General features: G+C 68.9%; 24 protein-coding genes. 2 read left to right on the forward strand and 22 right to left on the reverse strand.

The window, feature by feature from the left end; genetic code table 11:
- Positions 1-4: 4 nt before the first annotated feature.
- The 20 genes from AB0H50_RS02590 to AB0H50_RS02685 form a co-directional block, all read right to left on the reverse strand.
- The gene (locus AB0H50_RS02590; protein WP_357445579.1) at positions 5-925 is read right to left on the reverse strand and encodes a hypothetical protein; all 921 of its coding nucleotides are present in this window, start codon (positions 923-925) and stop codon (positions 5-7) included.
- A gap of 56 nt (positions 926-981) precedes the next feature.
- Positions 982-1,887, reverse strand: coding sequence for a hypothetical protein (locus AB0H50_RS02595; RefSeq protein WP_357445581.1), 906 nt, complete (start codon positions 1,885-1,887; stop codon positions 982-984).
- Between the two features lie 46 nt (positions 1,888-1,933).
- Positions 1,934-2,914: a hypothetical protein gene (locus AB0H50_RS02600; RefSeq protein ID WP_357445584.1), complete on the reverse strand. Its 981-nt coding sequence runs from the start codon at positions 2,912-2,914 to the stop codon at positions 1,934-1,936.
- Positions 2,911-3,273 (reverse strand): hypothetical protein, encoded by a 363-nt coding sequence (locus AB0H50_RS02605; RefSeq protein WP_357445587.1) that lies wholly within the window; start codon positions 3,271-3,273, stop codon positions 2,911-2,913. Before AB0H50_RS02605 ends, AB0H50_RS02600 begins: the two co-directional genes overlap by 4 nt.
- A gap of 170 nt (positions 3,274-3,443) precedes the next feature.
- On the reverse strand, positions 3,444-4,115 hold the full coding sequence (locus AB0H50_RS02610; RefSeq protein ID WP_357445590.1) for a hypothetical protein: 672 nt from the start codon (positions 4,113-4,115) through the stop codon (positions 3,444-3,446).
- Positions 4,112-5,257 carry an NlpC/P60 family protein gene (locus tag AB0H50_RS02615; protein ID WP_357445593.1) on the reverse strand — a complete coding sequence of 382 codons (1,146 nt, stop codon included), beginning with the start codon at positions 5,255-5,257 and terminating at the stop codon, positions 4,112-4,114. The genes AB0H50_RS02610 and AB0H50_RS02615 overlap by 4 nt, the downstream gene beginning before the upstream one ends.
- Positions 5,258-5,263: 6 nt before the next feature.
- A complete protein-coding gene (locus AB0H50_RS02620) occupies positions 5,264-6,973 on the reverse strand; it encodes a hypothetical protein (protein WP_357445596.1) in 1,710 nt (569 codons plus the stop codon).
- Complete coding sequence (locus tag AB0H50_RS02625; RefSeq protein ID WP_357445598.1) at positions 6,970-8,442, reverse strand: SCO6880 family protein; 1,473 nt, start codon at positions 8,440-8,442, stop codon at positions 6,970-6,972. Before AB0H50_RS02625 ends, AB0H50_RS02620 begins: the two co-directional genes overlap by 4 nt.
- Positions 8,439-9,683, reverse strand: a complete 1,245-nt coding sequence (locus AB0H50_RS02630; RefSeq protein ID WP_357445601.1) for a hypothetical protein — start codon at positions 9,681-9,683, stop codon at positions 8,439-8,441. Before AB0H50_RS02630 ends, AB0H50_RS02625 begins: the two co-directional genes overlap by 4 nt.
- A 197-nt stretch (positions 9,684-9,880) precedes the next feature.
- On the reverse strand, positions 9,881-10,684 hold the full coding sequence (locus tag AB0H50_RS02635; protein ID WP_357445604.1) for a hypothetical protein: 804 nt from the start codon (positions 10,682-10,684) through the stop codon (positions 9,881-9,883).
- Positions 10,685-10,700: 16 nt separating this feature from the next.
- Positions 10,701-11,339 (reverse strand): hypothetical protein, encoded by a 639-nt coding sequence (locus tag AB0H50_RS02640; RefSeq protein ID WP_357445607.1) that lies wholly within the window; start codon positions 11,337-11,339, stop codon positions 10,701-10,703.
- Between the two features lie 23 nt (positions 11,340-11,362).
- The gene (locus tag AB0H50_RS02645; protein ID WP_357445610.1) at positions 11,363-11,596 is read right to left on the reverse strand and encodes a hypothetical protein; all 234 of its coding nucleotides are present in this window, start codon (positions 11,594-11,596) and stop codon (positions 11,363-11,365) included.
- A complete protein-coding gene (locus AB0H50_RS02650) occupies positions 11,590-12,369 on the reverse strand; it encodes an alpha/beta fold hydrolase (protein WP_357445613.1) in 780 nt (259 codons plus the stop codon). Before AB0H50_RS02650 ends, AB0H50_RS02645 begins: the two co-directional genes overlap by 7 nt.
- Positions 12,370-12,467: 98 nt before the next feature.
- Positions 12,468-12,761 carry a hypothetical protein gene (locus tag AB0H50_RS02655; RefSeq protein WP_357445616.1) on the reverse strand — a complete coding sequence of 98 codons (294 nt, stop codon included), beginning with the start codon at positions 12,759-12,761 and terminating at the stop codon, positions 12,468-12,470.
- The gene (locus tag AB0H50_RS02660; protein ID WP_357445619.1) at positions 12,758-13,429 is read right to left on the reverse strand and encodes a hypothetical protein; all 672 of its coding nucleotides are present in this window, start codon (positions 13,427-13,429) and stop codon (positions 12,758-12,760) included. Before AB0H50_RS02660 ends, AB0H50_RS02655 begins: the two co-directional genes overlap by 4 nt.
- A 3-nt stretch (positions 13,430-13,432) precedes the next feature.
- A complete protein-coding gene (locus AB0H50_RS02665) occupies positions 13,433-14,161 on the reverse strand; it encodes a hypothetical protein (RefSeq protein WP_357445622.1) in 729 nt (242 codons plus the stop codon).
- Positions 14,162-14,278: 117 nt separating this feature from the next.
- Positions 14,279-15,784 (reverse strand): cutinase family protein, encoded by a 1,506-nt coding sequence (locus AB0H50_RS02670; protein WP_357445625.1) that lies wholly within the window; start codon positions 15,782-15,784, stop codon positions 14,279-14,281.
- An 80-nt stretch (positions 15,785-15,864) separates the two neighbouring features.
- Positions 15,865-17,016, reverse strand: coding sequence for a lipase family protein (locus AB0H50_RS02675; protein WP_357445627.1), 1,152 nt, complete (start codon positions 17,014-17,016; stop codon positions 15,865-15,867).
- On the reverse strand, positions 17,016-18,266 hold the full coding sequence (locus AB0H50_RS02680; protein ID WP_357445630.1) for a cutinase family protein: 1,251 nt from the start codon (positions 18,264-18,266) through the stop codon (positions 17,016-17,018). Before AB0H50_RS02680 ends, AB0H50_RS02675 begins: the two co-directional genes overlap by 1 nt.
- The gene (locus tag AB0H50_RS02685; protein ID WP_357445633.1) at positions 18,263-19,069 is read right to left on the reverse strand and encodes a hypothetical protein; all 807 of its coding nucleotides are present in this window, start codon (positions 19,067-19,069) and stop codon (positions 18,263-18,265) included. The genes AB0H50_RS02680 and AB0H50_RS02685 overlap by 4 nt, the downstream gene beginning before the upstream one ends.
- Before the next feature lie 756 nt (positions 19,070-19,825).
- Here AB0H50_RS02685 and AB0H50_RS02690 point away from each other — a divergent pair.
- Entirely contained in the window at positions 19,826-20,674 is an 849-nt protein-coding gene (locus AB0H50_RS02690) for a helix-turn-helix domain-containing protein (protein ID WP_357445636.1), read from the forward strand.
- Between the two features lie 429 nt (positions 20,675-21,103).
- Here the strand turns inward: AB0H50_RS02690 and AB0H50_RS02695 are convergent, their stop codons facing one another.
- Both AB0H50_RS02695 and AB0H50_RS02700 read right to left on the reverse strand, forming a co-directional pair.
- Positions 21,104-21,394, reverse strand: a complete 291-nt coding sequence (locus AB0H50_RS02695; protein ID WP_357445639.1) for a hypothetical protein — start codon at positions 21,392-21,394, stop codon at positions 21,104-21,106.
- A gap of 97 nt (positions 21,395-21,491) precedes the next feature.
- Positions 21,492-22,808, reverse strand: coding sequence for a recombinase family protein (locus AB0H50_RS02700; protein ID WP_357445642.1), 1,317 nt, complete (start codon positions 22,806-22,808; stop codon positions 21,492-21,494).
- On the opposite strand from AB0H50_RS02700, the gene AB0H50_RS02705 reads away from it, so the two are divergent.
- Positions 22,807-23,163: a helix-turn-helix transcriptional regulator gene (locus tag AB0H50_RS02705; protein ID WP_357445645.1), complete on the forward strand. Its 357-nt coding sequence runs from the start codon at positions 22,807-22,809 to the stop codon at positions 23,161-23,163. The two genes, AB0H50_RS02700 and AB0H50_RS02705, sit on opposite strands and share 2 nt — an antisense overlap.
- Position 23,164: the final 1 nt, after the last annotated feature.

Below are 23,164 nucleotides of genomic sequence, written 5' to 3' on the forward strand. Positions count from 1 at the left end.
GTCCTCAGAGTTCGTGGCCGGTCGACGGGCCGGGTTCGGGTGGTCGATGCTCGGGTTCGGTCGCCGGTTCGCTATCCCAGTCCAAAGCCACACTCTGTGGAAGTGCGGCCCTGACCGCTGTACTGAGCCCGTCGTTGGTTGCCATGAGGGTGGGATCGATGGTGGTGATGGCGTTGGTCGCGTGGTGAATCATCACGTGCGGGGTGGGTGGGGTGAGGGCGGCCTCGGCGGCGGTGAGGTGCTCGCTGGTGCGGCGGGCGCTGTGTTCGATGCCGGGCCAGGCGTAGGTGCGCCACCGTTGGTGCAGTTCGGCGTCGTCGAAGCCGCGCACGCGCATCGCTACCGCCTGCCACCCGGCCGGGTCACGCTCCCACAACTCCGCAGCCTCGTCACCGGTCGGTCCGGCACGACGAGCGGCGGTGTCGGCGCGCGCCCACAAAGCGACCATGTTGGCATCGAATTGCGCGTCGGCGGCCGGATCCCGTGGTACTCGGCCATCGAAGCCGCGCAGCCGGTGTTCCACGGTGATCACGGCCATCTGCTCGAGCTGCCAGACATCGGCAGCGATCTGGTCGATCATGGCCGCGCGCTCCGGATCTTCGCCGTGGCGGTGCGTGCGCGCAGCATGCACACTGTCGTCCCACTGCAAACCGCGCTGCCCCACCGCGCGCGCCTCGGCGATCGCCACCGCCGAAATCCCCACCGCGGCGGCGTGATCCTCGATCTCGGCACGCTCGGCGGCCAGCGCACGTAGATGCGAGTGCCAGTTTTGGATCGGGATGTGCCCGTCACCGTAATGCGGCTGATAGTCCGGATGACCGCGCAAAAGGACCCGGGCATGATCGGCGGAAAGATTCTGGATGCGTTCGAGCAGCCGCACCTTCCAGCTCGCTAGTCGATCGGGCTCCGATACCGGTTGATTCATCAAAGTGCCTTTCGTGCAGAAACGTTGGTGTGCAGTGCTTGTCGCTCACCAGGCGGTCAGGGTCCGAGCCCGAAGTCCAGATCACGCTGGTGAGCGGTCGGCTCGGCGCCGTCACTGGCGGGGTCGAGCTGCCTGGCTGACGTAGCGGTCAGCCCCGCCGCGTCGACCGCGGCCGCGATCCCCGCCGCGGTGTCGCGCTCGCGCACAGGGTTGGTGATAGTCAGCCGCGCGGCGGTCGGGTCGTGACCGGTGAGAGCGGTGGCGGCGAGTTCGACCATGCGATCCGGGGAGATCGGCATCTGGGCGGCGGAGTCTTCATGGGTGATTCCGGCCCATTGCAGGACCAGTACCGGCGCGGCCACCACAGGAAAGTCCATGCGCGCCACGTGATTCCAGGTTCTGACCAGGTCCTGGTCGGGGTAGCCGCGGACCTGGGCGGCGACCACCGTGGACCAGTGCTGGTGCCCGCGCTGCCAGACCTGATGGCGTTCGGGTTCGCTCAGCGTCAGGACGTGGGCGACCGCGCCGAGCCGCTGCCAGGTCATACCCATCACCCGCCGGAAAGCCGCGACCGGACCACCGGTCAGGTGCCCGCGGCTGGTGTAGGCGGCATGGACACCGGCCATGTCCTGCAACCCGTGCACCTCCCGAGCCAGCGCGGCGATCAGCATCTCGCGTGGCACGTGCCCGGAGCCGAGCATCACCTGACCGGGCTGCCACAGCGCGCCGCGCTGCCCGGCCGCGCGGGCGTAGTCGATCCACGCCTTGGGCACGCCGATCGCCACCGCGGTGGCTTCGAGTTGATCACCGGAGCGCTCACCGATATCGAGGGTGCGCAGCACCTCCGGCGACGTATCGGCGTGGCCGGCGGCTCGAGCCCGCGCCCGCAGCTGCTGGTTGTCGTAGGCGAGGTTTTGCACCGCTTTAAGCAGATGCGCCTGTAACGGAGTCGGGGTATCCATCACCGGCACCCGCCCGCACTCAGCAGCAGCGAAACCGTCGGTGTGTTCATCGCTCGACCCCGGCTTCCGGCACGGGCCCCAGCGGAATCTCGACCGGATCGATCTCGACATCCACGTCGATGACCGCCCCGTAGTCCACACCGGCAAGCCCCGCGGCCTCGACAGCTGCCTCGACGCCCGAGCCGTCGACGACAACCTCGGCTTCCACCACCCCGCCGCCGGTTTCGTGCTCGACCTGTGTAGCGACACTCAGCCACTCGGTCAGCCCGGCGACGTCGTCGAGCGCGCCCCTCCACGGCCCGGCCTGCTCCCAGTCCGCGGCCAGATCGGCGAGGCCGTGGTCGAGCACGTCGTCGATGTCGAGGTCGGTGTCCTCGGCTAGGCGCGCCTCGTAGGCGGCCGCGGCCTGCCGATGCTGATCTGAGAGTCCCTCGGCGCTGTGGGCGTTGGCGAAGGCCGCCGCCGAACCCATCGCCGCCCCGGCATCACCCTGCTCGCTCAGCGAGTCGGCGAAACCGGCGGCGCGGCGGCGGATGTCGATGAGCAGCTTCTTGTACTCCACCTCCAGCTCATGCACCTCGACCCCGCGGGCTTCCCGGTTGATGTAGCCGTCGACCTGATGCTGGTGGAGCTCGGTCTTGTGCTCACGCTCCAATTTCCCGGCGGCATTGCGGCGCGCGAGATCGGCATCGGCTCGCGCGTTTTGGCGGATCTTGTGGCGTGTGTCCAGCTCGTGTTGCTGCCCGCCGCGCCAGATCCGGGCACGGACTTCCTCGACCTTGGCCTGATTCAATTCCCGTGTCTGGTTGGCCGATTCGATCGAATCGCGCACACGGATCCAGTGTTCGAGGGTCGAGCGTTGTTCTTTCGCTGTGGCGTGATCCATGCGTTGGAGGTGTTCGGCTTTCGACCGGGATTCACCGCCGCGCCCGCGCATCAGCGCCGCGGTGGTGTGCGCGGTCTGCAACGCCTGGACGAACCCCTGGCGCACGACCTGGCCGCCTTCTTCGACGGGATCCCCGCTCACGGCCGCACCTGCATTCCTGTCAGCAGCCACGCCGAGCTCGCGCTGACCCGGCGGGCGTTGGCGTAGACGGCGAACCCGATCCGTTGCTGGCCGACGGGTTCGATCGCGACGGCCAGGACTCGATCGGCGGTGGTGGCGGTGTCGGGCAGGTGATCGTCCTCGATGATCCGCACGCGGGTGGTGAGCTCGATGTCATCGCGCTGCCAGCGCTGGAATTGCTCGGCGGTGATCGGCGCCCACACCAACGCCGCCGGTTCGGCTGTTTGAGCGAAGCGGGGATCCAACAGCGGGTAGGCGCTGCGGAAGGCGGTGCGCTGGTCGGCGTGCTCACGCGGCCGGTAGCCAAAGATCGTGCTCACCGCTGCGACCAGAACCGCTTCGGCCGAGCACGGATCCAGCTCGTGAAAGGGTGGGGTGAATCGTTCGGCGCGGCATGGGGCTGGATTGGGTGAGGCATCCTCCGAAGAAGACGAGCACCCCACCAGGCTCGAGAACACCGCGCATGCCGCGATGAGGAAGATTGTTGTTTTCATGCTGGTTCCCGTTGTGGGCCAACCAGCCCGCCCAGGTCGGTGCCGCGCCAGTCGATGGAGGTGGGGCGGGTGCATTGTTCGGCGGCGGGGTGGTGCACCGGATCGGTCGTCACCTCTAGGAGCAAGGCGGCGGCGACCGCCGCGTGGTGCAGTGTGACCAGCTCGATTCCGCGATTACGGGCCAAGACCAGATGCAGGGTGGCGACCTCGGCACCCCACTGGGCACGGGCCTGCCCCGCCAGCCAAATCGCCTGTTTGGCAGAGGTTTCGGCGGCGTCGGATCCAGTTTCGATGACGCACTCGCGGGGGAAGCGGTTGTGCCAGATGACTCGCCCGTCGGCGCGGCAGATGGTGAAGGTCTCCATCGTCGCCGCCGACCACAACATCACCTGCGGCCCGCGCTGCGCCATGGACACCAGTCGGCGGTGCACGGTGCGACGCGCGATCTCGACTTGGCGAAGCCCGTCGTAGTCGATGCCGGCCACAGTCTGTAGCGCGGTCACGAACCGCCCGAAGGTGGCCGAGTCGGTGAAGCCGTAGCGCATCGCGACTTGGTCGAATTGGCGCTTCCTGGTGAACTTTCGCAACTCGGTGGCGCGCTGTTGCACGACGATCTCCGGCGTGATTCGGCTACCGGCGGCTGATCTCGATACGCGGTGGGTGTTCATGTTCGACCTCCTGGGAGGCTGGTGTCGGGGTTCGAGGTGGCGGGGGTCGAGTAGCGGCGCACGTCGATGTGCTCGCCGTCCCACGCCGAGAGCGGGGTGAGGGTGACGGTTTGCCCGGACTGCGGGGCGTGCAGCAGCAGGTCGCGGCCCTGTTCGTCGCGGCCGTAGTAGATGCCGACGTGATGGGAATCCGCATCGCCTGGGGCGGTGAAGAAGATCAGGTCGCCCGGTGCCCGGTTCTCGAACGGGACGACTTGGGCGGTGGGGTGGTCTTGTTGGGCTTGGGTGTAGTGCGGCAGCCGAATACGCCCTCCGGAGGCGTGGTAGACCGCGTAGAGCGTGAGTCCCGAGCAGTCGAATCCGCCGCCGGTCGGACCGGTGGTGTCCCCACCGCCCCAGACGTAGGGGGTGCCCATCCAGCGGGCGGCGTGCTCGATGACCGCGCGCCCGAACTCGCTCGCCTCGGCGGGCAACGGGGTGCCCGATCCGCCCGGTCCGCATCCCGCCGCGGGTGATCCGGGCATGGTGCGGGGCATCGAGGCGGGGTCGATGTCGGCGAACAGCGCATACAACCGGCGCGCCAGCTCCAACTGCCCGCTGTAGGCGTTGGGTGCCGAGCGTTCGATCTCTTGGGCGAGTTCGGCCGGGGACATCGCACCCGCCGCGGCGCCGAGTCGCTCGGCTTGGTCGTAGAACCAGTTGATCTGGTAGAGCGGATCCATCAACGTCGCGATGCCGACCGATCCCCAGATGCTGGCCCGCATCTGGTGCGGGCCGACCGAGTCGTGGTCGTATCCGAGCCCGTCGTTGCTGTAGTTCAGCGACTCCGGTACTGCGGGGTTGGCGAGGTTGCGGAAGCTGGATTCTGTTGCCTGGGCGGCTAGTTCGGCGATGATCACCGGCTCGGGCATCCGACGCTGTTTGCCGATCGCGACCCCGTTGCGGGCCAGCTGCAACTGCCGCTCCGAGAGCCCGGCCACCGTCTGCTCGGTCGGGCCCTCCACTCCAGCCGCACCACCGGAGGCCAGCGGTGTGGCGCAGCTCGAGCTGGGGTCGGCGCCGACGACCACCAGCAACAGCAGCAGCAATACCGCAGGTAGGCCGAGGGCTGTGGCGATCACCGCGCGTGAGGAGCTGTCCACTGGCCATCACCTGCTCGCCTCACCGGCGGCGGGGAGGTTGTCGAAGCGGCGGTTGGTGTTGTGCACATCCGCGGCGCGTTCGGTCGGGGTGAACTGCATCCGAAACGGGATGCCGGGCTCGTTGGCTTCGCCGGTTTTGAGCAGGAAACAGCCTGTGCCGGGCGGTGTTTCGCGCCGTGAGGGGTCGAGGTCGTCGTCGCTGGGTGGGCGGGGCGCGGCCCAGGAGGTGACGAGCAGTTTTTCGGTGTGGGTGATGCCGACCGCGTTGCGGATGCGGTCGATTTCCTCCGGCCCGACCGGACCGATCAGCTTCGCGCGCGCTCGTTCGAAGAAGCCGAGTGCTTTGGCTTGGGCGGCCGGGGAGTCGAAGGCCGAGAGGTCTTTGATCGTGTGCGAGCACATGATCAACCCGGCGGCGAGTTGGCGGTTGAGGCGGGTCAGCGCGTCGACGCGGTCGACCATGAATTCGCCGACTCCGAGGACACGCCAGATTTCGTCCATGACGACCTCGAATGTGCGGGGCGGGGCGAGCCCGGCGTCGGCGAGGGCGTGCGCGGCGGCGACCGCGCCGAATCCTTCCGACCAGCAGACCATCAGCACCGCGGCCAGCAGTTTGGTGTCCCCTTCGGGGATGCGAGAAACATCGACGCACACCGCTGGGCTGTCTAGATCGAGGCGGGTGGTGGTGGGGCCGTTGAAGATTGCCCCGAATGGTCCCTCCACCAGTGCGCGTAGTGACCGGCGCAGGGTTTTGGTGCTGGTCCGGTAGGTGGTCTCGTCGTCTTCCTCGGCGAACTGGCGCAGCTGCTCGCCTCCGCCGGAGATGATCTCGAGCAGATTCTCCAGCAGCGGCGGCTTGGCGTAGCTGAATCCGTGTGCCGGGCTGTAGAGTTCGCGCAGCCCGGCGGCGAGGAGGACTTCTTCGTAGTCGGCCACTCGTGAGCCGCGCACCAGCTCGATCAATCCGGCGACGATGTTGACCTGTCCGGCTTCTACTCGGGCGGTGACTTGGCGGCGTTGATCCGGGTCGGTGAGCCGCGCGACGACCGCGCCGAGCGCGCCGATGTCGAGGGGATTGATGGTGCCGTGCCCATATCCGACATCGACAACCTGACCGCCGAGGCGCTCGACGAGGTCGCGGTAGTCGGGCTTGGTGTCGCCCATGCACAGCACGGTTTCCCCGGCCGCGACCGCGCCGGTCACCATCCGTCTGATCAGGCTGGATTTGCCGAAGCCGTTGAGCGCCAACACGAACGCGATCGGTGCGGTGATAAACCCCTTGAGAAACCAGCTCATCGGGTCGAAATGCACCGGGGCGCCGGTGATGTAGTGCGCACCGACCGGGGTGCCGACCGTGGGAGCGCTGGCGCCAACACTGAACGGGAAGAGCCCAGCCACTTGGACGGTGGTCGCACGCCACTCGGGGGTGGCCGCGACCACGGCGGCGCGACCGCCGCCGAGCCCGCGATATCCGCGGTCGGTGAGAGTGGCCAGCGATCGGTCGAAGCCATCACCGCCATGGTCTTCCGCGCGGCGGGCGGCGGTGGCGCGTCGATGATCATCGCTCGATATCGCCAGCCGCGCCCGCCAACCACGCAGACCGGGCCGGGCGGCGGCAGCCTCGGTCGCGGCGCGTGCCTGGGAGGTGAGCACACGCACGCCCGCGACGGTCTCGGTACGGGCGGGCCTAAAAGCGCTGGTGCGGAGGGTCTTCATGCCGAGACCCGCTTGGAGATCGAGGTGTGCTCGGGCAGGATCAACCCGATCCCGAGGGAGGCGGCGAAGGCAGCGGCTTGGCTGCCGTAGCAGCGGCGCACGCCCAGCCGCGAGGCTGCGGCCATGCCTTTGACCGAGGCTTCGATTCCGGGCAGGTCCCCGTTGAGGTGATCGGTGACCGTGACCAGCGCCCCGAAACGCGTCAGGCCTGCGCCGCGGGCTTGTTCCTCGCGGGTGGCTTGGGTGTTGGCGACGCGGATGCGTGCCGAGGCTGTGGAGATGCCGCGTTCGGTTTGCTCGGCGGCCACCGCGTCGCGGAAGTCGGAGTCCACGAGGCTGGTGGCCTCGGCGGCGGAGTGCAGTCGGTAGATGATCGCGACCCGCTTGCGGGGCACGTCCGCGCGGGGACGCAGCAGCTCCTCGAGCACGGTTTCCATCACCGCCCCACGCGGGGCGGCGTCCATCTCCCACGTGATCGAGCGCGCGCCGTCGTGCACGTAGTGGTCCCACCGATCCTGATGGGCTATCGGACCAACCGAGTCCCACGACTGATTCGACGTGATGTCCGCGCCTGCGGCTTCGACATCGCGTTGTGAGGCGAGGTCGTAGCGGGTGCGCACCAGGCCGAGCACTTCCCACGCCTGCAGCGGGGTCGCGGGTAGCCCGGCGCGGGCGAGCTGGGACAGGACCCCTTGCAGGCGTTGCCCGATCTCGCGGGCCTGCTCGGCGTCGTCGCGGCGGATCTTGCCTTTGCCGATCGCGCGGTAGGTGATCGCGATCCGTGCCTCGATCCGCACCCCGACCCCACCGATATCGGCGGCGGCTTCCCGCATCACCGCCTGCGCATACGCAGGCGCGTCCGGACGGACCAGGCGCGCGACCTCACGCGCTTGCTTGAGCCGGGTTTCGACGGTGTTGTCCAGCACCGCGGTCACCGCCACCACTTCCCCGCCGCGGCTCTGGGTGGCGAGGAACTGGCCGTATCCTTCGACCCAGGCGTCGATCTGGGCTTGGTCGACCAATTCCTTGCCGCGCGGAACCACCCGCAGAACGACGGTGTAGTGGTTGCTGCGGCGGATGTGGATCATCGCGAACCGCTTCCCGCCCGCGGTCTCGTACTCACTCAGCCGCGAATCAGCGAGCAGCCCAGGGAGTTTCGCGATACCGGGGATTCTGGAGAACCGTCCGGCGCGGTAGACGTGCTCGCCGCGGGCTTGGGCAGCGGCGAACTGCACTCGCAGCAACAGGATTTCCCAGCCGGTGCGACCGTTGCGGGTGATCGCCAGCGGGGTGAACACCACGGCCGCGGCCGCGATCAGCCCACCGGCGACCGGCAGGGATCGGGTGATCATGAACCCGACCATCACCATCACGATCAGTCCGAGCCCCAGCATCGACACACCCCAGGTCAGGCCGAAGAAGCCGGCGGAGCGTGGCCGTTCCCAGCGGCCGTACATGCGCGCGGTCATCGCCGCACCTCCCCCGGCCCCAAAGCGTCCGGATCCCACCCGGCTTCGCTCGCGTCGCGCACCTGACCCTCGACAGCCGCGACCCCCTGCTCAGCCGCACTGGCCCCCATCTGCGCACCCATCACCACCGCACCGGCCGGGCCCCCACTGGCAGCAGCACCCGCGCCACCACCAACACCGCCAGCAGCCTTGGCACCCGAAGACTTCCCGGCCGCTGCGCCGCTAGGCCGCACGCCGCCTCCGCCACCACCCGACCCGCTCGTGCCGGACTGGGAACCACCGGCGGTACCGAGATCCGAACCTGGCGCCCCCCCTGCGCCACCCGACATCGAACGTCCCCCACCACCGCCACCGGTCGGTCCCGGCGCGGAGCCGGTTGCTGAGGGTCCGCTCGGCGCGTTCTCCCCCTCGCTGACCTTGCGTCCTTCCCCGCGTCCGCCGAGGGAGGCCATCGCGACTCCGGCCGCGCCACCGGCTAGCACAGCGGTCGCGCCGCCGCCTCCGCCGAGGGTCGCGACCGCGGGGGCGACGAGCCGGATCAGGGCGGGCAGGACCACCACGCTCATCACCAGCAGGATCAGCCCCAGCAGCACTAGCTGCGGATCGCGTTGGTCCTCGTTCCCGATGACCGCGAACGCGATTGCGTACACCAGCGCGCCGACCGGTTTCCACAGCACGAACGCGAGCGCCCAGGCCAGCAGCCGCTTGTAGGCCTGCGATCCGGGACCTGTCCCAGAGGCTGCGGCGGCCATCGGGATCACCGCGACAACCACGATCAGCAGCGCTTGCCGGATCACCAGCATCACCAACTGGATCAGCGTGCTGATCAACCCGAGCAGACCAACCAGCAGCAGGACCCCGGTCCCGAGCCCGGAGCGGGTTTCGGCGTCGAAGTCGGTCAACCGGTTGACCACTCCCGCCCAATCACCGCTGCTGGCATCGAAAATGACCCAGTTGGCGAAGGCGTCGCCAGCTCGCGTTCCCGCCGCGATCACCGCGGCAAAGCTCATCGACGCGATCACCGCCCGCGCCAGCATCAGGAAACTCTCCTGCGCCTCACCGGCCAGGCCACCTCGCTTGGCCAACGCCAAGCGTGCGGCTGCGAACATGATTCCGGTCGTCAGGAACACCACTTGCAGGCTGCTGGTGTAGTCGCGGATCGCTGAGAGTGCGGGGCCGGGCTCACCCCCGGGATCGGTCAGTTCTGGCGCTGGGAGGTCGGTCCACCAGGTGATTACCATTCGCAGTCCGGTAGCGAACCCGCTGAGCAGCGTGTCCGCGAGGTCCCCGAAGGCCGAGGACGCGGCCTCGGAGGCGGTTTGTTGGAGTTCTTCGCAGGCTTGCCGTGGTCCCAGAGGTAGGTCGCAGAGGTTGGGTCCGGGTAGCTGTGTTCGCCAGCTTCCAGCTCCTCCGGGGGCGTAAGCGAGGGTGCGGTGGGTCATGGCTGTCCCTTCCATGACCCGAATCCCGCCAGGGTGGCTACTGAAGTCCCTGGTCCCCAGAGGGTTTCGATGTTGTCGGGGACGCGCACGCGCCAGTCACCGTCGATCCAGGTCATCGGCCAGGTCGCGACCGTGTAGCCGAGGTCGTCGCGGGTCGCGAACTGCACGACGGCGAGGTCGTCGGCGTAGCCGGGCTGGACTCGCACGCCGTCGGGGACCACGACGTACCGGGCCGCGCCGATAGTGCGCCGGGAGCGGGCGAATCGGTCCAGCAGTTCCTGGCCGCCGCCGTAGTAGCGTTCGCGCACCACCTGCTGCCAGACGCCTTCCGGCGCGGACAACGCCCGAGCCATCGCGTCGAAGGCCGCCAGCGCTGCGCCTTGTGGTGTGCGCGCGAACGCGATCGCCACACCGTCGAAGACCGCGGTGGGGCCGTCGCTGCCCGAGAACGGCAACGCCGCACCACCCCACCCGCGCTGCCACTGCATCCGCGCCGGTGCCGTGCTCAAGTAGTCGGGGCGCGCCGGGTCGGGCCGGGCAGTGAAATCCTGGGGAAGAACGACACCGGATTCCTGGGCTGGAGTTTCGAGGCGGTTGCCGAACAGGTCGGTACTCGGCGGCAGCGGCGGTGCCGACGTTGGTGTCGGTTGGGGGTAGGTGCGTTCGGTGGGGCCGTGGCCAGGATCGGCGGGAATGTCGCCGGCGCCGGGATCGTCGCGGGTGACGGTGAGCACGAACACCGACGCGACGACGACGGTGATGCCGACGAGCAGGATGATCAGCAGGCGTTGGGATTTCATGATCGAGCGGTTCTCCTCACCGGGGCGTGAAGGCGACCATGTCGGCCGGCGGGGATGTCACTGCGGTGACTGGGCTGGTGGTCGGGTTCTCGGGGAGGTGCAGTCGCCAGTCCTCGCGCTGCCACAGCACGTGGGTGTCGTGGCGGGTGGCGGAGTTGTCGGGATGGCGGCTGTAGACCTCGATGTCGCTGGCCTCGGGGCTGTAGCGGGTTACGCGGTAGCCCAGGAGTTTCGGTGCGCCGTCGGTGATCGGGGCGGTGATCGAGATCTGGGCGCGGGCGGTCGCCCAGGCGTCGCGGCCGGGGCCGGGGCCGAGCATCTGCTGGCCCACCGCGGCCCAGGCGCCGTCGGGGGCGATCGACATCCGCACACTGGCGTGGACCGCGGCCAGCGCGGCACCGGCCGGGGAGCGATCGAACCCGCGCACCACCGCGCCGTCAGTGTGGTGTGGGCCTTGGTCGCTCACCGGCAGGTCGATCCCACGGAAGGGCTGCCAGTGCAATCCGGTCGGCGCGGTCGCGACCGCGGCCGAGGTCTCTGGGTGCGATGCGGTGGGGTCGGTGCTGCTGCACGCCAGCAGTGCGGCGGCGGCGATCGGTCCGGTGAAGGCGACCACGGCCAGGACGCCGAGGCGATGTCGGCTGGTGGGGTTCACAACGGGGTTCTCCTCAAGGATGGTCAGTTGGGTAGGACGGCGGTAGCGATCGAGCTGGCCGCGCCGAGCACGGCTGCACCGAGCAGGGCGCCGAGAAGCCCTTCGAGGCTTTCTTCGCGGTAGCTGCGGATGGCCAAAAGTCCGCCGACCCAGACCGCGCGCGCGATGCACAGCAGCAGCACCAGCCAGGCGAACCAGCCCAGCACTTGCGTCAGCGGTGAAATGACTTGCGCGGGGAGGGGTTCAGCGATCACCACGGGCCACCGCCCTGACGTTGGGTGCGGTAGGCGACTTCGAGGGCAGCCAGAATCGGTTCGGCGGCGCGAACCGGATCGACGAACGGCAGCGAGTGACCCGCGTCGGGCACGCTGTCGAGGTCGGCCCAGATCTGTTCGGCCAACCGCTCAGCACTGCCAGCTGCCACCACCGGGTCTCGGCGACCGGCCAGAACCCAGGTCGGGATGGTGCGCAGCGTGCTGACCGCGTCCTCGGTGAGGCGCAATCGCCCGTAGGCGGCCAAGACATCCAGCGCGACGTCGAGGGTGCCTTGGCCCGCAACAGGATCGTCGATGCCGGAGCCGAGCAGGTCGGCGACCTGCTGGCCGTGGCGGCGAAGTCGGCGTCGTGTCGCCCGACCGGTGGAGGTCACTGGCGTCAGTCGGGGTGGGAAGGCGGGGCAGCCGTTGAATAGGACCAGCCCTGCCAGCGCGCGGGCGCGCTGCCGATAGCGCTCGACCCACGCCGCTACCAGTGAAATCGCCACCGAGTGAGCTACCAGCACCACCGCGCCGGGCGCGTGGGCCACCACCGTATCCAGGTCCTCGACGAACACCGCCAACTCGATGCCCGCTGCCCCGGCCGGGCGCGGGGAGCCACCGTGACCGCGCTGGTCATAGATGATCTGGGTGATCGCGCCGTCGAGGCGCGCGTGCAGATGCTCGACCAAAGGCGTCCAGTAGCGGGAGTCGGTGAGCATGCCGTGGACATAGACCACGCTCGCCGGTGCCGAGGCCGGGCCGAGACGAGTCACGGCCAGTGGGTCCGCACTCGAGATCGAAACTGTTAGTGCGCTGGCGCCTCGATGCGCACCGAGCACGCGAGTGGGGTGAATTCTCGACTCGGCCATGGCTATCGGGCGGTGACGACGGCGTTCATGATCGCTCCAGCGAACGTGGCGACAACGCCACCGAACAGCGCGGCGGCGATGATCTTGGGGCTTTCGACCGCACCGCCGTGCCAGCGTTCCCAGCCGAACTTGCCGCCCGCGTAGATCAGAGCGGCGATGCCGGCGAGCATGACCAACCAGCTCAAGTAGTTGACCAAGTTGATGAGCCCTGGTGCGCCTGGCGGCTCGGTGGGGGTGATCTGTATTTCTTGGGCGAGGACGGTCAGCGTCTCGCCGACCGTGTGGGCGGTGGTCATGACGTGGGCTCCGAATCGGGTTGTGCCGCAGACACTTTCTTTGTGGCGGCGAGGTGGGTGATGATCTGTGTGCCCGCGGCGTGCACGTCGGCGGGCACCGCCTCGGTCAGCGCGGTACGCCGCCGTGGTGCTGGCGGGTCGAACGGGGTGTATTGCGCCAGCTCGGCCAGCTCGCGCACGACGAGTTCGTCGTGCCAGCCGATGTCGTAGACCGCCTCGGCGAGCTCGGTGACGACGCTGCGATACCGGCGCACCGCCGCGGGCAGCTTCCCGGGCCGGGCAGCGGTCAGCGCCAGCCCGATGACTGTGACGCCGTCGGGGGCGAGTCCGGCGTGGTATTCGCGCAGCCGCTGTGCCGCGGCGGTCAAACCCGGCATGCACAGTCGCGCCGCGATCAGCACCCGTTGGGTCGTCGACGATGAGGCAGGCCAGGCCAGCCCGGTGTCGGCGGCCGGAGCCAACCATCGCGCCAAGGTCGAGGCCCCGGCTCCGCCGTGCGCGCCCAGCACCGCGAACAGCGGCGGATGAGCGCCGGTGATCGGCAACGGTGCTTCGCGGACCGGCGCCTGCTGCTCGATGCTGGGAGCGGTGACGGTGGCGGGATCGATACGGCCCGGAATCAGGTGGTGCGGGTGGTTGTCGGCGTCGAGTCGAAGCGGTGCGGCCATCGCTCAGCCCCGCTTCTGGATGTTGGTGATGACCATGCCGCGGTCGGGGTGGTGGGCGAGGTTGATCAGTTGCAGGTAGTCGATGCGCTGCCCGTCTGGGTGTAGCTCGACCAGGTGCACCTCGGCCGCGCCCTCGGCGATCGGGGTGATCGCCACGCAGTGGGTGGTGCCTGCCGGGATGGAGGCGATCCCGGCGGCTAGTGCCTCGGGCACGATCCCGATCTCAGGGGCCACCAGCCGCAGTGCGGCTTCGTGGTTGCGTTGCACGTAGTAGGCGTGTTCGAACGCCGCGATCACCCCTGCCGCACTGCCGGTGTCGCCTGCTCCGGCGGTCACGGTCTGCCCCGACAGCCCCGCACACGCACCAACTACCGCAGTCGAGGTCGCTGTCGGCGGGCTCGCCGTCTCCGTCGGGATCACCGCGGCGGTGTAGTCCCGGTCGGCGATCGAGACGATGCCCGCAACCACCAGCACCCCCGCGACACCGAGTGCAGCGGCCAGGCCGATCCACGCTTTGCGGGGCATTCGTGCGCGGCGCGGCGGGGCGGCGGAGGTGTCCACCGTCGCGGGTGGGTGTGCGATCCACTGCCACTCGTTCGCGCTGCCGGTCGTGCGGTGATCGGGATCGTCCGGTGGAATCGAGTGCAGGACAGCGGGTTCGGCGTGCCCTAGCCATCCCCAGCCGTGCTCGGGGCGGGTGTCGGCTTCGTGGTCGGGGTGGTTGTCGGTCATGTAGGTTTCACCTCCTCGGGGGACGAAGGTTCGGGGTGGGGCCCTCCGGGCGGGAGTGCCGGGACAGCAGGGCTAGACGGACCCCTAGCGGCTGCTGAGCTCCCGCCCGAAGGGGTTTCAGGGCCCGCCGCGCGGCGTCGGTGACGCCGCGGGCGCGCTAGTCGTGGGGACCGCTGTCGAAGTGGACGAAAGGCTGGGATTCACAGGTGGTTTCGGTGCGCCGGGATCGGGTGTGGTGGTGGCAAGATCGCGGGCGACGGCGGTGAGCCAGTCGGCGGTCGTGGCGAGGACCGAGCGCCCAGCGGCGGTCGACGGGACCGTGCGGTAGGAGCCGTGGCGGCCGGTGGTGTCGCTGTAGCGGGCCGAGGCAGCCACTGTGTAGAGCTGGCTGGGGTCGGTGATCGTGGAGGTGATCGCTTCGAAGGCGTCGTTGACCCAGCCGACCGCGGTCTGCGGCGGTACCAGCTCCACGACCGCGCCGGTGAGCTTGGCGCCCAGCGCCGCGACCGCCGCCCAGGGGTTGGCCAGCCCGACGGTCGCCAGCTCGGCGACGGTGGCGGGGGTGAACACTTTCTGCGCCACCGAGACCACCGCGTTCAGCCCGATCGTGCCGATCTTGAACAGCGCCGCCAGCGCCTCCTGCGGACCGGGCGCGGTCGCGTTCGGTTGGGAGGCTTCGGCCAGGCGCTGGCCGAGGGGTTTGGCCGGGTTGTAGGCGAGCTGGTCCAGGCTCGTGCCGGTGAGGTCTTCGTTGACCACATCCACCGCGGTCGAATAGAGCGTCGTCGACATCGCTTCAGCGACAGTGGAAATCGCCGTGATCGGGTCACGCAGGTCCGAGCGTGCGGCGATGTTGGCCACCGTGGTCGCTAGCGCCCCGCCGGCCGGGGTATCGCAGGTGGCATCGCCGGGCACACACAGATCCGCGACCCGACCGGTCAACGCTCCGTACCCGACCGATCGCTGTGCCGCGCTGATTCCCGCGCCCGCCAGTGCCGGGTTGGTCAGGGTGATCGTCGAGACCTTCTCCCCCGCGGTGCCCGGGACAGCAGCGGGTGTCGTGCCTGCCACGCCGGGCAGCACGGGTGTGCCGGGCGTCCGTGTCGGGTTGGCCAGCAAGGCCACTGCCGCGACCCGGTCGGCGTCGACCTCGGCGGTACCGGTTCCGACGCGGTGGGCGAACTCGGACACCGCGGGGGCGCCGTGGGCGTAGCCGACTGCGGCGATCTTGGTGTCCAGGCAGCGCGTGGTGACCTCGGCGGCCATCTGCTCGAGCCGCTCGGCCGCCGCGGCCACGGCCTGCTCGAAGGGCAGCTCGACTCCGTCGGTGCCGCGACCGTAGGGGACGTAGGCGCGCTGCACCAGGTCTCCGGCTGCGGCGCTCAGTGGCCCGAACACCTGCCCCAGCGCACCGGAGTCACTGGTGCTCACCCCGGCCGAGGAGGATTCCTCGCTGCCCTGCACGCCCAGGGCATACAGGCTCGGGCAGCTCGCACCGATCGGTGCGTCGGTGTCGGCGTCGGCGATGTGCATCTGCGCTGTCGTGATCGCGGCCACCGTCGCTGTCACCGCCAGAGCACGGCTCATCACCGTGGCCTGGATGTGGAAGTGGTTGCGCTGCATCGTGTTTACCTCGGTGTCGGTGGCGGCTGGGATGCCTGCCCGCACCCGCGGCGAGGGGTCCTGGGGTGCGGGCAGGCGATTCAGGTGGTTTGGGGAGCCGAGCGTGCGGTGGGGCGACGCAGCAGGTAGCTGGCCAGGCGGGCGATGGCTTCTCCTGCCCCGGCTTGGGCGCTGCCGCGGTGGCCGGTGGGGTATTCGCGCCAGCTCAGATCCACTCCGAGGGCGCGGTATTCGGTGAACAGTTGCCGGCCCATGCCGACGGGGATGAGGGTGTCTTCGGTGCCGTGGTAGAGATGCACCGGCACGGTCGGGGTCTCGCGTGCGCAGGTTTCAGCGGCCAGCACGTAGCGCCACATCGGGTCGTTCCACGGGTCCGGGCGTTCGCACCAGCGCGCCAGCGGCTCATCGCGGTAGGTGCCCAGCAGGTCCAACGCGTCCAGCTCGGCCGCGGCGCTCACCGTGTGCTGGCCCTCTGCGGTGAGGATGTGCCCGACCGGCAGATGCGCATACGCGCGGGCCAACCCGACCAGACCGGCCAACGCCAGCCCCGCCCACGCCCCGCCGTCCATCCTCCTCACCAGCGTGTCGGGGTCGGCGACGACCGCACCGGCGGCGACCCCACGCAGGTCCAATTCCGGGGCGTACTGCGGCTGGTGTTCGGCGGCCCAGACCGCCGCTCGCCCGCCATCGGCATAGCCCCACACCGCGATCGGCGCGTCAACGGCCTGGGCTTCGGGCAACAGCTGGGTGGCGCGGGCCAGGTCGAGTACCGCGTGGGCGGCGGCGCTCCCGGCCAGGAACTGATGCGCGCCCAGCCCGGTCATCCCCAGCCCGAGTCCGTCGGGTATTCCGACGGTCCAGCCGCGCGCCAAGGCCGCGCTGATGAAGACGGCTTCGGGCTCGACACCCGCGGCGAGCAGTTGCGACGGCGCGCATCGCCCACCGAGGCCGTGAAAGGCCGGGCAGTAGATCGCGAGCGGGCGCACGCCGGTGTCCCCGCCGTTCGCCGGGGTGATAACGGTTCCCGAGGCGGGGATGGGGGCGGAGAATCCGCCGCGGCTGGCGTAGACGAGTTGCCAGGCGCGCCCGGCACCGTCGAGCCTGGTCAACTCGATGCTGCGCTGGCGCAAGATGTCGCCGGGCTTGGGTTCGAAGCCGATCTGGCTGCCGGTGTAGAACTCATCGACTGGGCCAGCTCCGCGGGATTTGCTGGGTGGGGTGAGATCGGTCATTAGCGGCTTCCTGCGATGTCGTGGGCCAGGGCGACCATCCAGGCGATGCCGGAATTCAGCTGCCCGCTGATGGCGTAGTTGTTGTGGCGGGCGACGGTGTCGGCGTAGCGCAGCCAGACCGCGGGATTGACCAAATCGGCGTTGTCGGCGACCAACTGCCCCCACGCGGCGCCGAGCTGCCCGGCGAGTTTGGGCAGCAACCCGATCGGGTTCGCGGCGACTGTGGCGGTGATCTCGTTCCACCGCGTCGCCGCCGCACCGACGTCCTCAGGCGTCGGGGCGGGGATGCGGGGGTCGGCGGCGTCGATCAACCGCCCCGCCAGTCCCAACTGCGGGACGTAGTCGACGTTGCCGCCACCGACCTGGAAGTCGTTGAGGATCACCGTGGTCCACGCCTCCCCCAGCGCTGCCTGGAACAAAGCGTTCAGGGTGCCGATCGCGGCCAACGGGTTGCGCAGGTCGGCCTGGGCGGCGATCTCGGCACCGACCCGCAGTAGCGCGGCACGGTCGGGCGCCGAGCAGGCCAAGTCTCCGTCGGTGCAGATGTCGGCGACCCGCCCGGTCAGCTCGCCGTATTCGGTTGCACCATCAGCGATTCCACCGCCTGCTGCGGGTGGGTTGGTGATCTGGACCGCCGACACCGCAGCACCGGTGGTGCCCGGGGCCGGGTCGGGCACCGTCTGGCCGGGGCGGCCGGGGAAGATCGGCGAACCGATCGCGCGGTCGGCATGCGCGTACAACGCGATGCCCGCGATCCGCTCCGGCCCGATCGGACCGGCGCCGGCGCCGATGTCGTGGGCGAAGGATGACATGGCTTGTGCGCCTTGGGAATAGCCGATTCCGGCGATGCGGGTGTTGGGGCATTCGGCCGCGATCTGGGTGACCGCGGCGTCGAGCTGGTGGCGGGCATCGGTCACCGACACCACGTACGGGTCCGGCCCGCCGCCGGGGACCACGCCGCCGAAACCCGCGCCGTAGGGGATGTAGCTGCGCTGCACCACACCGGGCGCGGCGTTCAGCACCGGGGCGATCAGAGCACCGACCACGCCGGTGTCAGCCAGCGGATCGGCGGTGGGTGAGGACTGGCCGGTGCCTTGAATGCCAAGGACATACAGCGCGGGGCAGCCCGGTCCGATGGGCACCGCCGACGCCTGGCCACTGGCGGTGGTCGCGGTGGCCAGGCCGACGGCGGCGGTCAGCGCGGCGGCAGCCGCAGCAGTGCGTGCGCGGGTGGTGGTCGAGATGTTCACGGCTGGCCGACCCCCACCCCGGCGCCGAACCCGGCACCAACGGTGCCGCCGGCGACCGCGCCAACGGCGGCGGCCGGGACACCGACGACCGCGGCACCAGCCGCGGCGCCCGCGGCGGCACCGATCGCGGTACCGGCGACTCCGGAGGTGACGGTGCCAATCACGGGCACCGGGACGATCGTGCCGAGCGCGGCTCCGGCGATGCCGCCGATGGTTCCGCCGATCAGGCCACCGACCACCGCGCCCGCCGCGCCTACTGGTACCCCGGCCAGCCCCGCGCCTGCCGCGCCGCCGATCCCGGCACCGGCGAGGGTGGCGCCGCTGACACGGTCCGAGCGCCCAGCCGGGATACCGATCGAGTCCAGCGCGGTCGCGACCTGCGCCTCGGCGCCCGCGGCGGTGTCGTTGATGACCTCCGCGCACTGCGGGGGCAGCCATTCCGGACGCGGGGCCTGCCACTGGCCGATGCGGATGGTGTTCTCCGGCGCTTCGATCGGCGCGACCGGCGCCACCGGCTCCGGTAGGTGCAGCTCCTCGATCCGGATCGGCTCGACCGGCGCCTCCGGCGGAGGCGCCGGACGCGAGGGGGCTTCGTTACGGACCTGCGGCGGCTGGGAGTAGTACACGACCCGCGGCGGCGCTGGCTCCGGGGCCGGCTCCGGGGCCGGTGCCGGAGGTGCGGGTGGAGCCGGGGGCGGGGTCGTGCCAGGCTGCGCGGGCCCGGTCACCCCGGGCTGGTCTGCGATCACCGCCGGGATGTCCGCGGCGCTCGCCGCACCAGCGGCGGCGATCACCATGGCCATCGGAATCGCCCCGACAAGCAGCGCACGGCTTCTGCAACCGCTGCGGCTCAACAAGATTCGCCGATCGGGACCACTGTCGCACCGGTTGGCAATTTCCGCAGGAATGGCCTGCGCGGTGCATGACTTGCTGAATTTGGGCATGCCGAATAAACCCTTCGACCCTAAAGGAGAAATGGTGAACTAAGTCACTAGAGGTTGTGACCGCTTCGTCGGCCTACGGTCCCCCAGAGGTGAGATCACCTCTGGGAGAGCGCATCTCAGGCGTGCTGGTCAGATGAATGGCAGGACGAGCGTCAGCGCCTGCGCTGCCAAGGTGAGGCCGTTGGACAACACCGACAAACCGGCATTCACCCAACCCAGAATCACGTACGGGTCCAAGACTGTTTCCCTTCACTCGGTTCGGACTTGCTCTTCTATCCAAACCTCGAAACCCGTTGAAGCGCTAGGGGTTCGACTGTCCGAAATATCGGACATTTTCCGCCAGATACGCACCTGCCCGTCGCATGCAGAGGAGTTGCGGATCGTTCGATTACTTGACGCCTGGGCGAATCCTTGTGGCGCCGTGGAGTCCACGAGTGGGGTCGCATCTCCGGGTACGCCTCAGTCAGCTACCGCGTGTGGGCTTCTTGGCGGGCAACTGCCTTGCCGGGCGCTATCCCATCTGGTAGGAACGAACCATCACCTCGGGGGTAACCGCTCATCGTATATCGACCAGCCCTGCAACGGAAGCCAAATCGCGAAGGGGGGAAGCCTGGCATGAGCCAGAATCCCGCACACCGAGCACCGATCAGAAGACCCCAGCCACAAGCCAAAATCCCCACACTCGGCCGCACCTGCCGACTCCTGCGCCGCGAGCGAAAGCTGACGTTCGCCAAGGCCTACGCTCTCCACGGCGTCTCCCGGTCCTACCTCTCCGACGTCGAGAAGGACACTCGCCCACCCTCGCTGGACATACTCGAAAGGATGATCGAGGGCTACGACCCCGATCCCTTGATGGCGCGACACCTACGGGAATTGCGCGCTCCCGCCGAAGATCTCCCTCCCACCGACTACCTGCGCCAGTGCGTGCGCGAGAACACAGCCGCGATCGATCATCTGCGCGATCTGGACGACCGCGGGGTCCTCGCCGCCTATCTCGACCCGCTGTGGAACATGCTGGCCTGCAACAGCACCTTCCGAACCGCGACGCCAGGACTCGGCGACACCGTGCTGCTCCCGGCGTGGCTGTTCAGCCCGTCAGCCCGAGACTTCTTCCTCGACTGGTCCAGTGAGGCAACCCACACCGTCGCCTCTCACAAAGCCATCCTGGGCCGCTACCGCGATTCCGAACAAGCCCGGCACTTCATGCAGATCCTGGGACAGAATCCCGAGTTCGTCCGCTACTGGACCGCGAGCATTCGCGTCGCCTACGGCCGCAACGCCAGCGATCTACTGCATCTCCTCGACCCGACAACCGGCGAACCCGCGTCCTACAGCCTCAGCATCTCCAACCTCACTCAATCCGAGCACGTGCTGCTCGTGACCGCGATCCGCAAGCCCTATTCCGGGCCTGCGCTGCGCCACCCCCCAACTATCTCGCGACATGCTCGCGCGACACGCCGATAGCCTTCTGTTCTGTCATGAGCGCCACACCAAGTCCGACACCGCGAGCGCCACACCACCGTGCCCATCGAACTCGGAGTGCATCAGCCCGTAGCGAACCGATGGCACAACAGCAGCAAGCAACGCCGATGCCCGGTCACCGCGGTCGTGCATCTCCCCCCAATCACCACCACTTCGGATTTGCCAACCAGCAAAACGAAATTGGAAGAGATTAGGCGAAGAGCCAACCACGGCGAGTCGTGAAATGGCTCGTGCGACATGAACAATGCACCCAACGAGACGCTATCGACCGCCGGTCTGCACCCCACGCCCCTCGCCAGGCATGCCGCCGGGCTCGGCACGGACCTGCAAGCCCGCGGTACCGCCACCATGAACAGCAAGGTGCCGCCGGAGCGTGCCGTGGACGACAACCAGGAACTCTGTTGGACGAGTTCAATTTTGATGGTTTGCCCGGCCCGGGATTGACGCTGGATAGAGGTTCGCGCGAGGTGCCGACCGATCGGCAAGGAGCGCCTTTACTCGTTTGGTCGGCGCTCCTGTTGCCTGGGCGATGTCCCCCAGCGTTGTCGAGCGCAGCGCCAGGACAGTCACCGCCGCTCGCAGGGCCGTCGTGTAGGTGTCCTGGACGGCCCGCAGGTTCTCCAGCTCCGGTGTCACCGCGATGATGGTGAACTGTGCGGTCACGCCGATGTGCGCGAGCCCGTCGGTGATGCTGGCACCCACCGCCTTCATCGTCCGCCCGTACCCGTACACCCCGTGCTCGGGAACGTGTGCCACCCAGGCCCCGTCGCGCCTGTAGGCCGACACTCGATGCTCTCGCTCACGTCGCATTCTTCATGTCGGCGATTACCTGTTGCGCGACCATGTCCGGGATCGGGGAGGGCAAGACCACCTTCCGTCCACCGATCCGGTACAGCGTGTGCGTATCACTGCTGCTGCCTTCGGTGACGGTGAGCCCCAGCTGGCGAGCCGCGATGTGTATCAGCAACAGCGAGCCGCCCTCCTGCCGTCCCGCGCGCAGCGCCGTGGTGACTTCTTGGGCTTGTTTCCACTCTTGCAGGCTGACCACCGGCTCGTGCACGATTTCCGGCGACCACACCCACTCCGAAACCGGATTCTGCCGGGAACACCCAGGGCGGCCGGTGCGGGTTGCCCGCCGGTTATACACCTGGTGGCCGGTGAGTTTCGGGTTCGCGGCCAGGCCCTCTACCAGGTTGTGCGTCCATCGGCCCTCGATCGGGTACCGGTCCGGCTCGGCGGCAAGGATGGCGATGATCTCTGCTGACTTCAGGTGCTCCTCCCGTCGCAGGCGGCACAGCTCCCGGGCGGCGTCGAACCGGCGCGAGTCTGGGTGGGGAACGAGTTTGCGCTTCGGCCGTGTCGCGCCGAGTCTTCCCCTGGCAGGCGCGGGGGCGGTCTCGTCGATCACCGTGGTGTAGGGGTAGGGCGGATATCCGTGGTTCCAGCCGTTGATGGCGTGCTGGATCTGCCCGCCCATCGACATTTCCATCAGCACGGTCCGGTAGATCTCCGCATCGACCTGGCTGTAGCGGCGGGTGCGCAGCCGTCCTGATTCGGTGCCGCCGACTGGTTCGTTCGCGTACACGACTTCGACCCCGACCTTCCCGAGCTCGTGCTCGACGGTGAGGCTGGTCAGCATCGCGCGTGCCACACGGTCCGAGCGCTCGGCCAGCACATGGGTGACGCCCAGCTGCTCAGCACGGTCCACAAGATCTTGCAGTCCACCGTCGCGAGGAAGCGGCACACCAAGCGCCTCATACATCTCCCGCGGCCCGAGGCTGCGTAGCTCCGGGGGAAGCATTCCGGACTCGACATCCCAGTAATACCCGGCGAACTCCTCTCCCGCTTCCAGTCGCGCGGAGGCAAGGACCACCTGCCGCGGCAGCGATGAGGCCGGATTCTGATTGTCCTTGGTCGATATGCGCCCGACGAACACCGAGCAACGCGGACGTACATCCGTCTTTGCGAAGTTCGGCAGGTCGGTGAGATCGATGGGCGGTCCGAACTGAAAGGTCATAGCCCTTCCTGAACTGTCAGCTGACACAAAATCTTCCGCAGTACATATATGTATCACATTGGTGGCGCTTGAACGGATTCGAGGAGGACCCGGAATCATGTGGGTTGACGAGAATGGCGACATGCGGCGGAAGGGCAGCGTGCGCGGCGACAAGGCTCCGCAGACCTACACCAAGGGCGAGTGGCCACACGACGCCGTACCTCAGCCGGACGCCCCGTTACCCGTGCACTACAGCCTCACTCTGGCCCGCACGCTCGACGACCTGTGCGCAAGGCGGGGCCTTTCCCATCGCGCTCTGTCGCTGGCGGCTGGCATCGCGCCGAACGCGGTCGGCCGGATCGTGCGCGGCGAGCTCTACCCCGACTTGGCAACCCTCGCTCGACTGGAGGCAGCCGCCGAAGAGCCGATCTATCCCTACAGGGCGTATCTCACCCTTCGTCGCCTGAGTGAGTAGC

Origin of the sequence: Nocardia sp. NPDC050793, assembly GCF_040654065.1 — a bacterium.
Lineage (GTDB): Bacteria > Actinomycetota > Actinomycetes > Mycobacteriales > Mycobacteriaceae > Nocardia.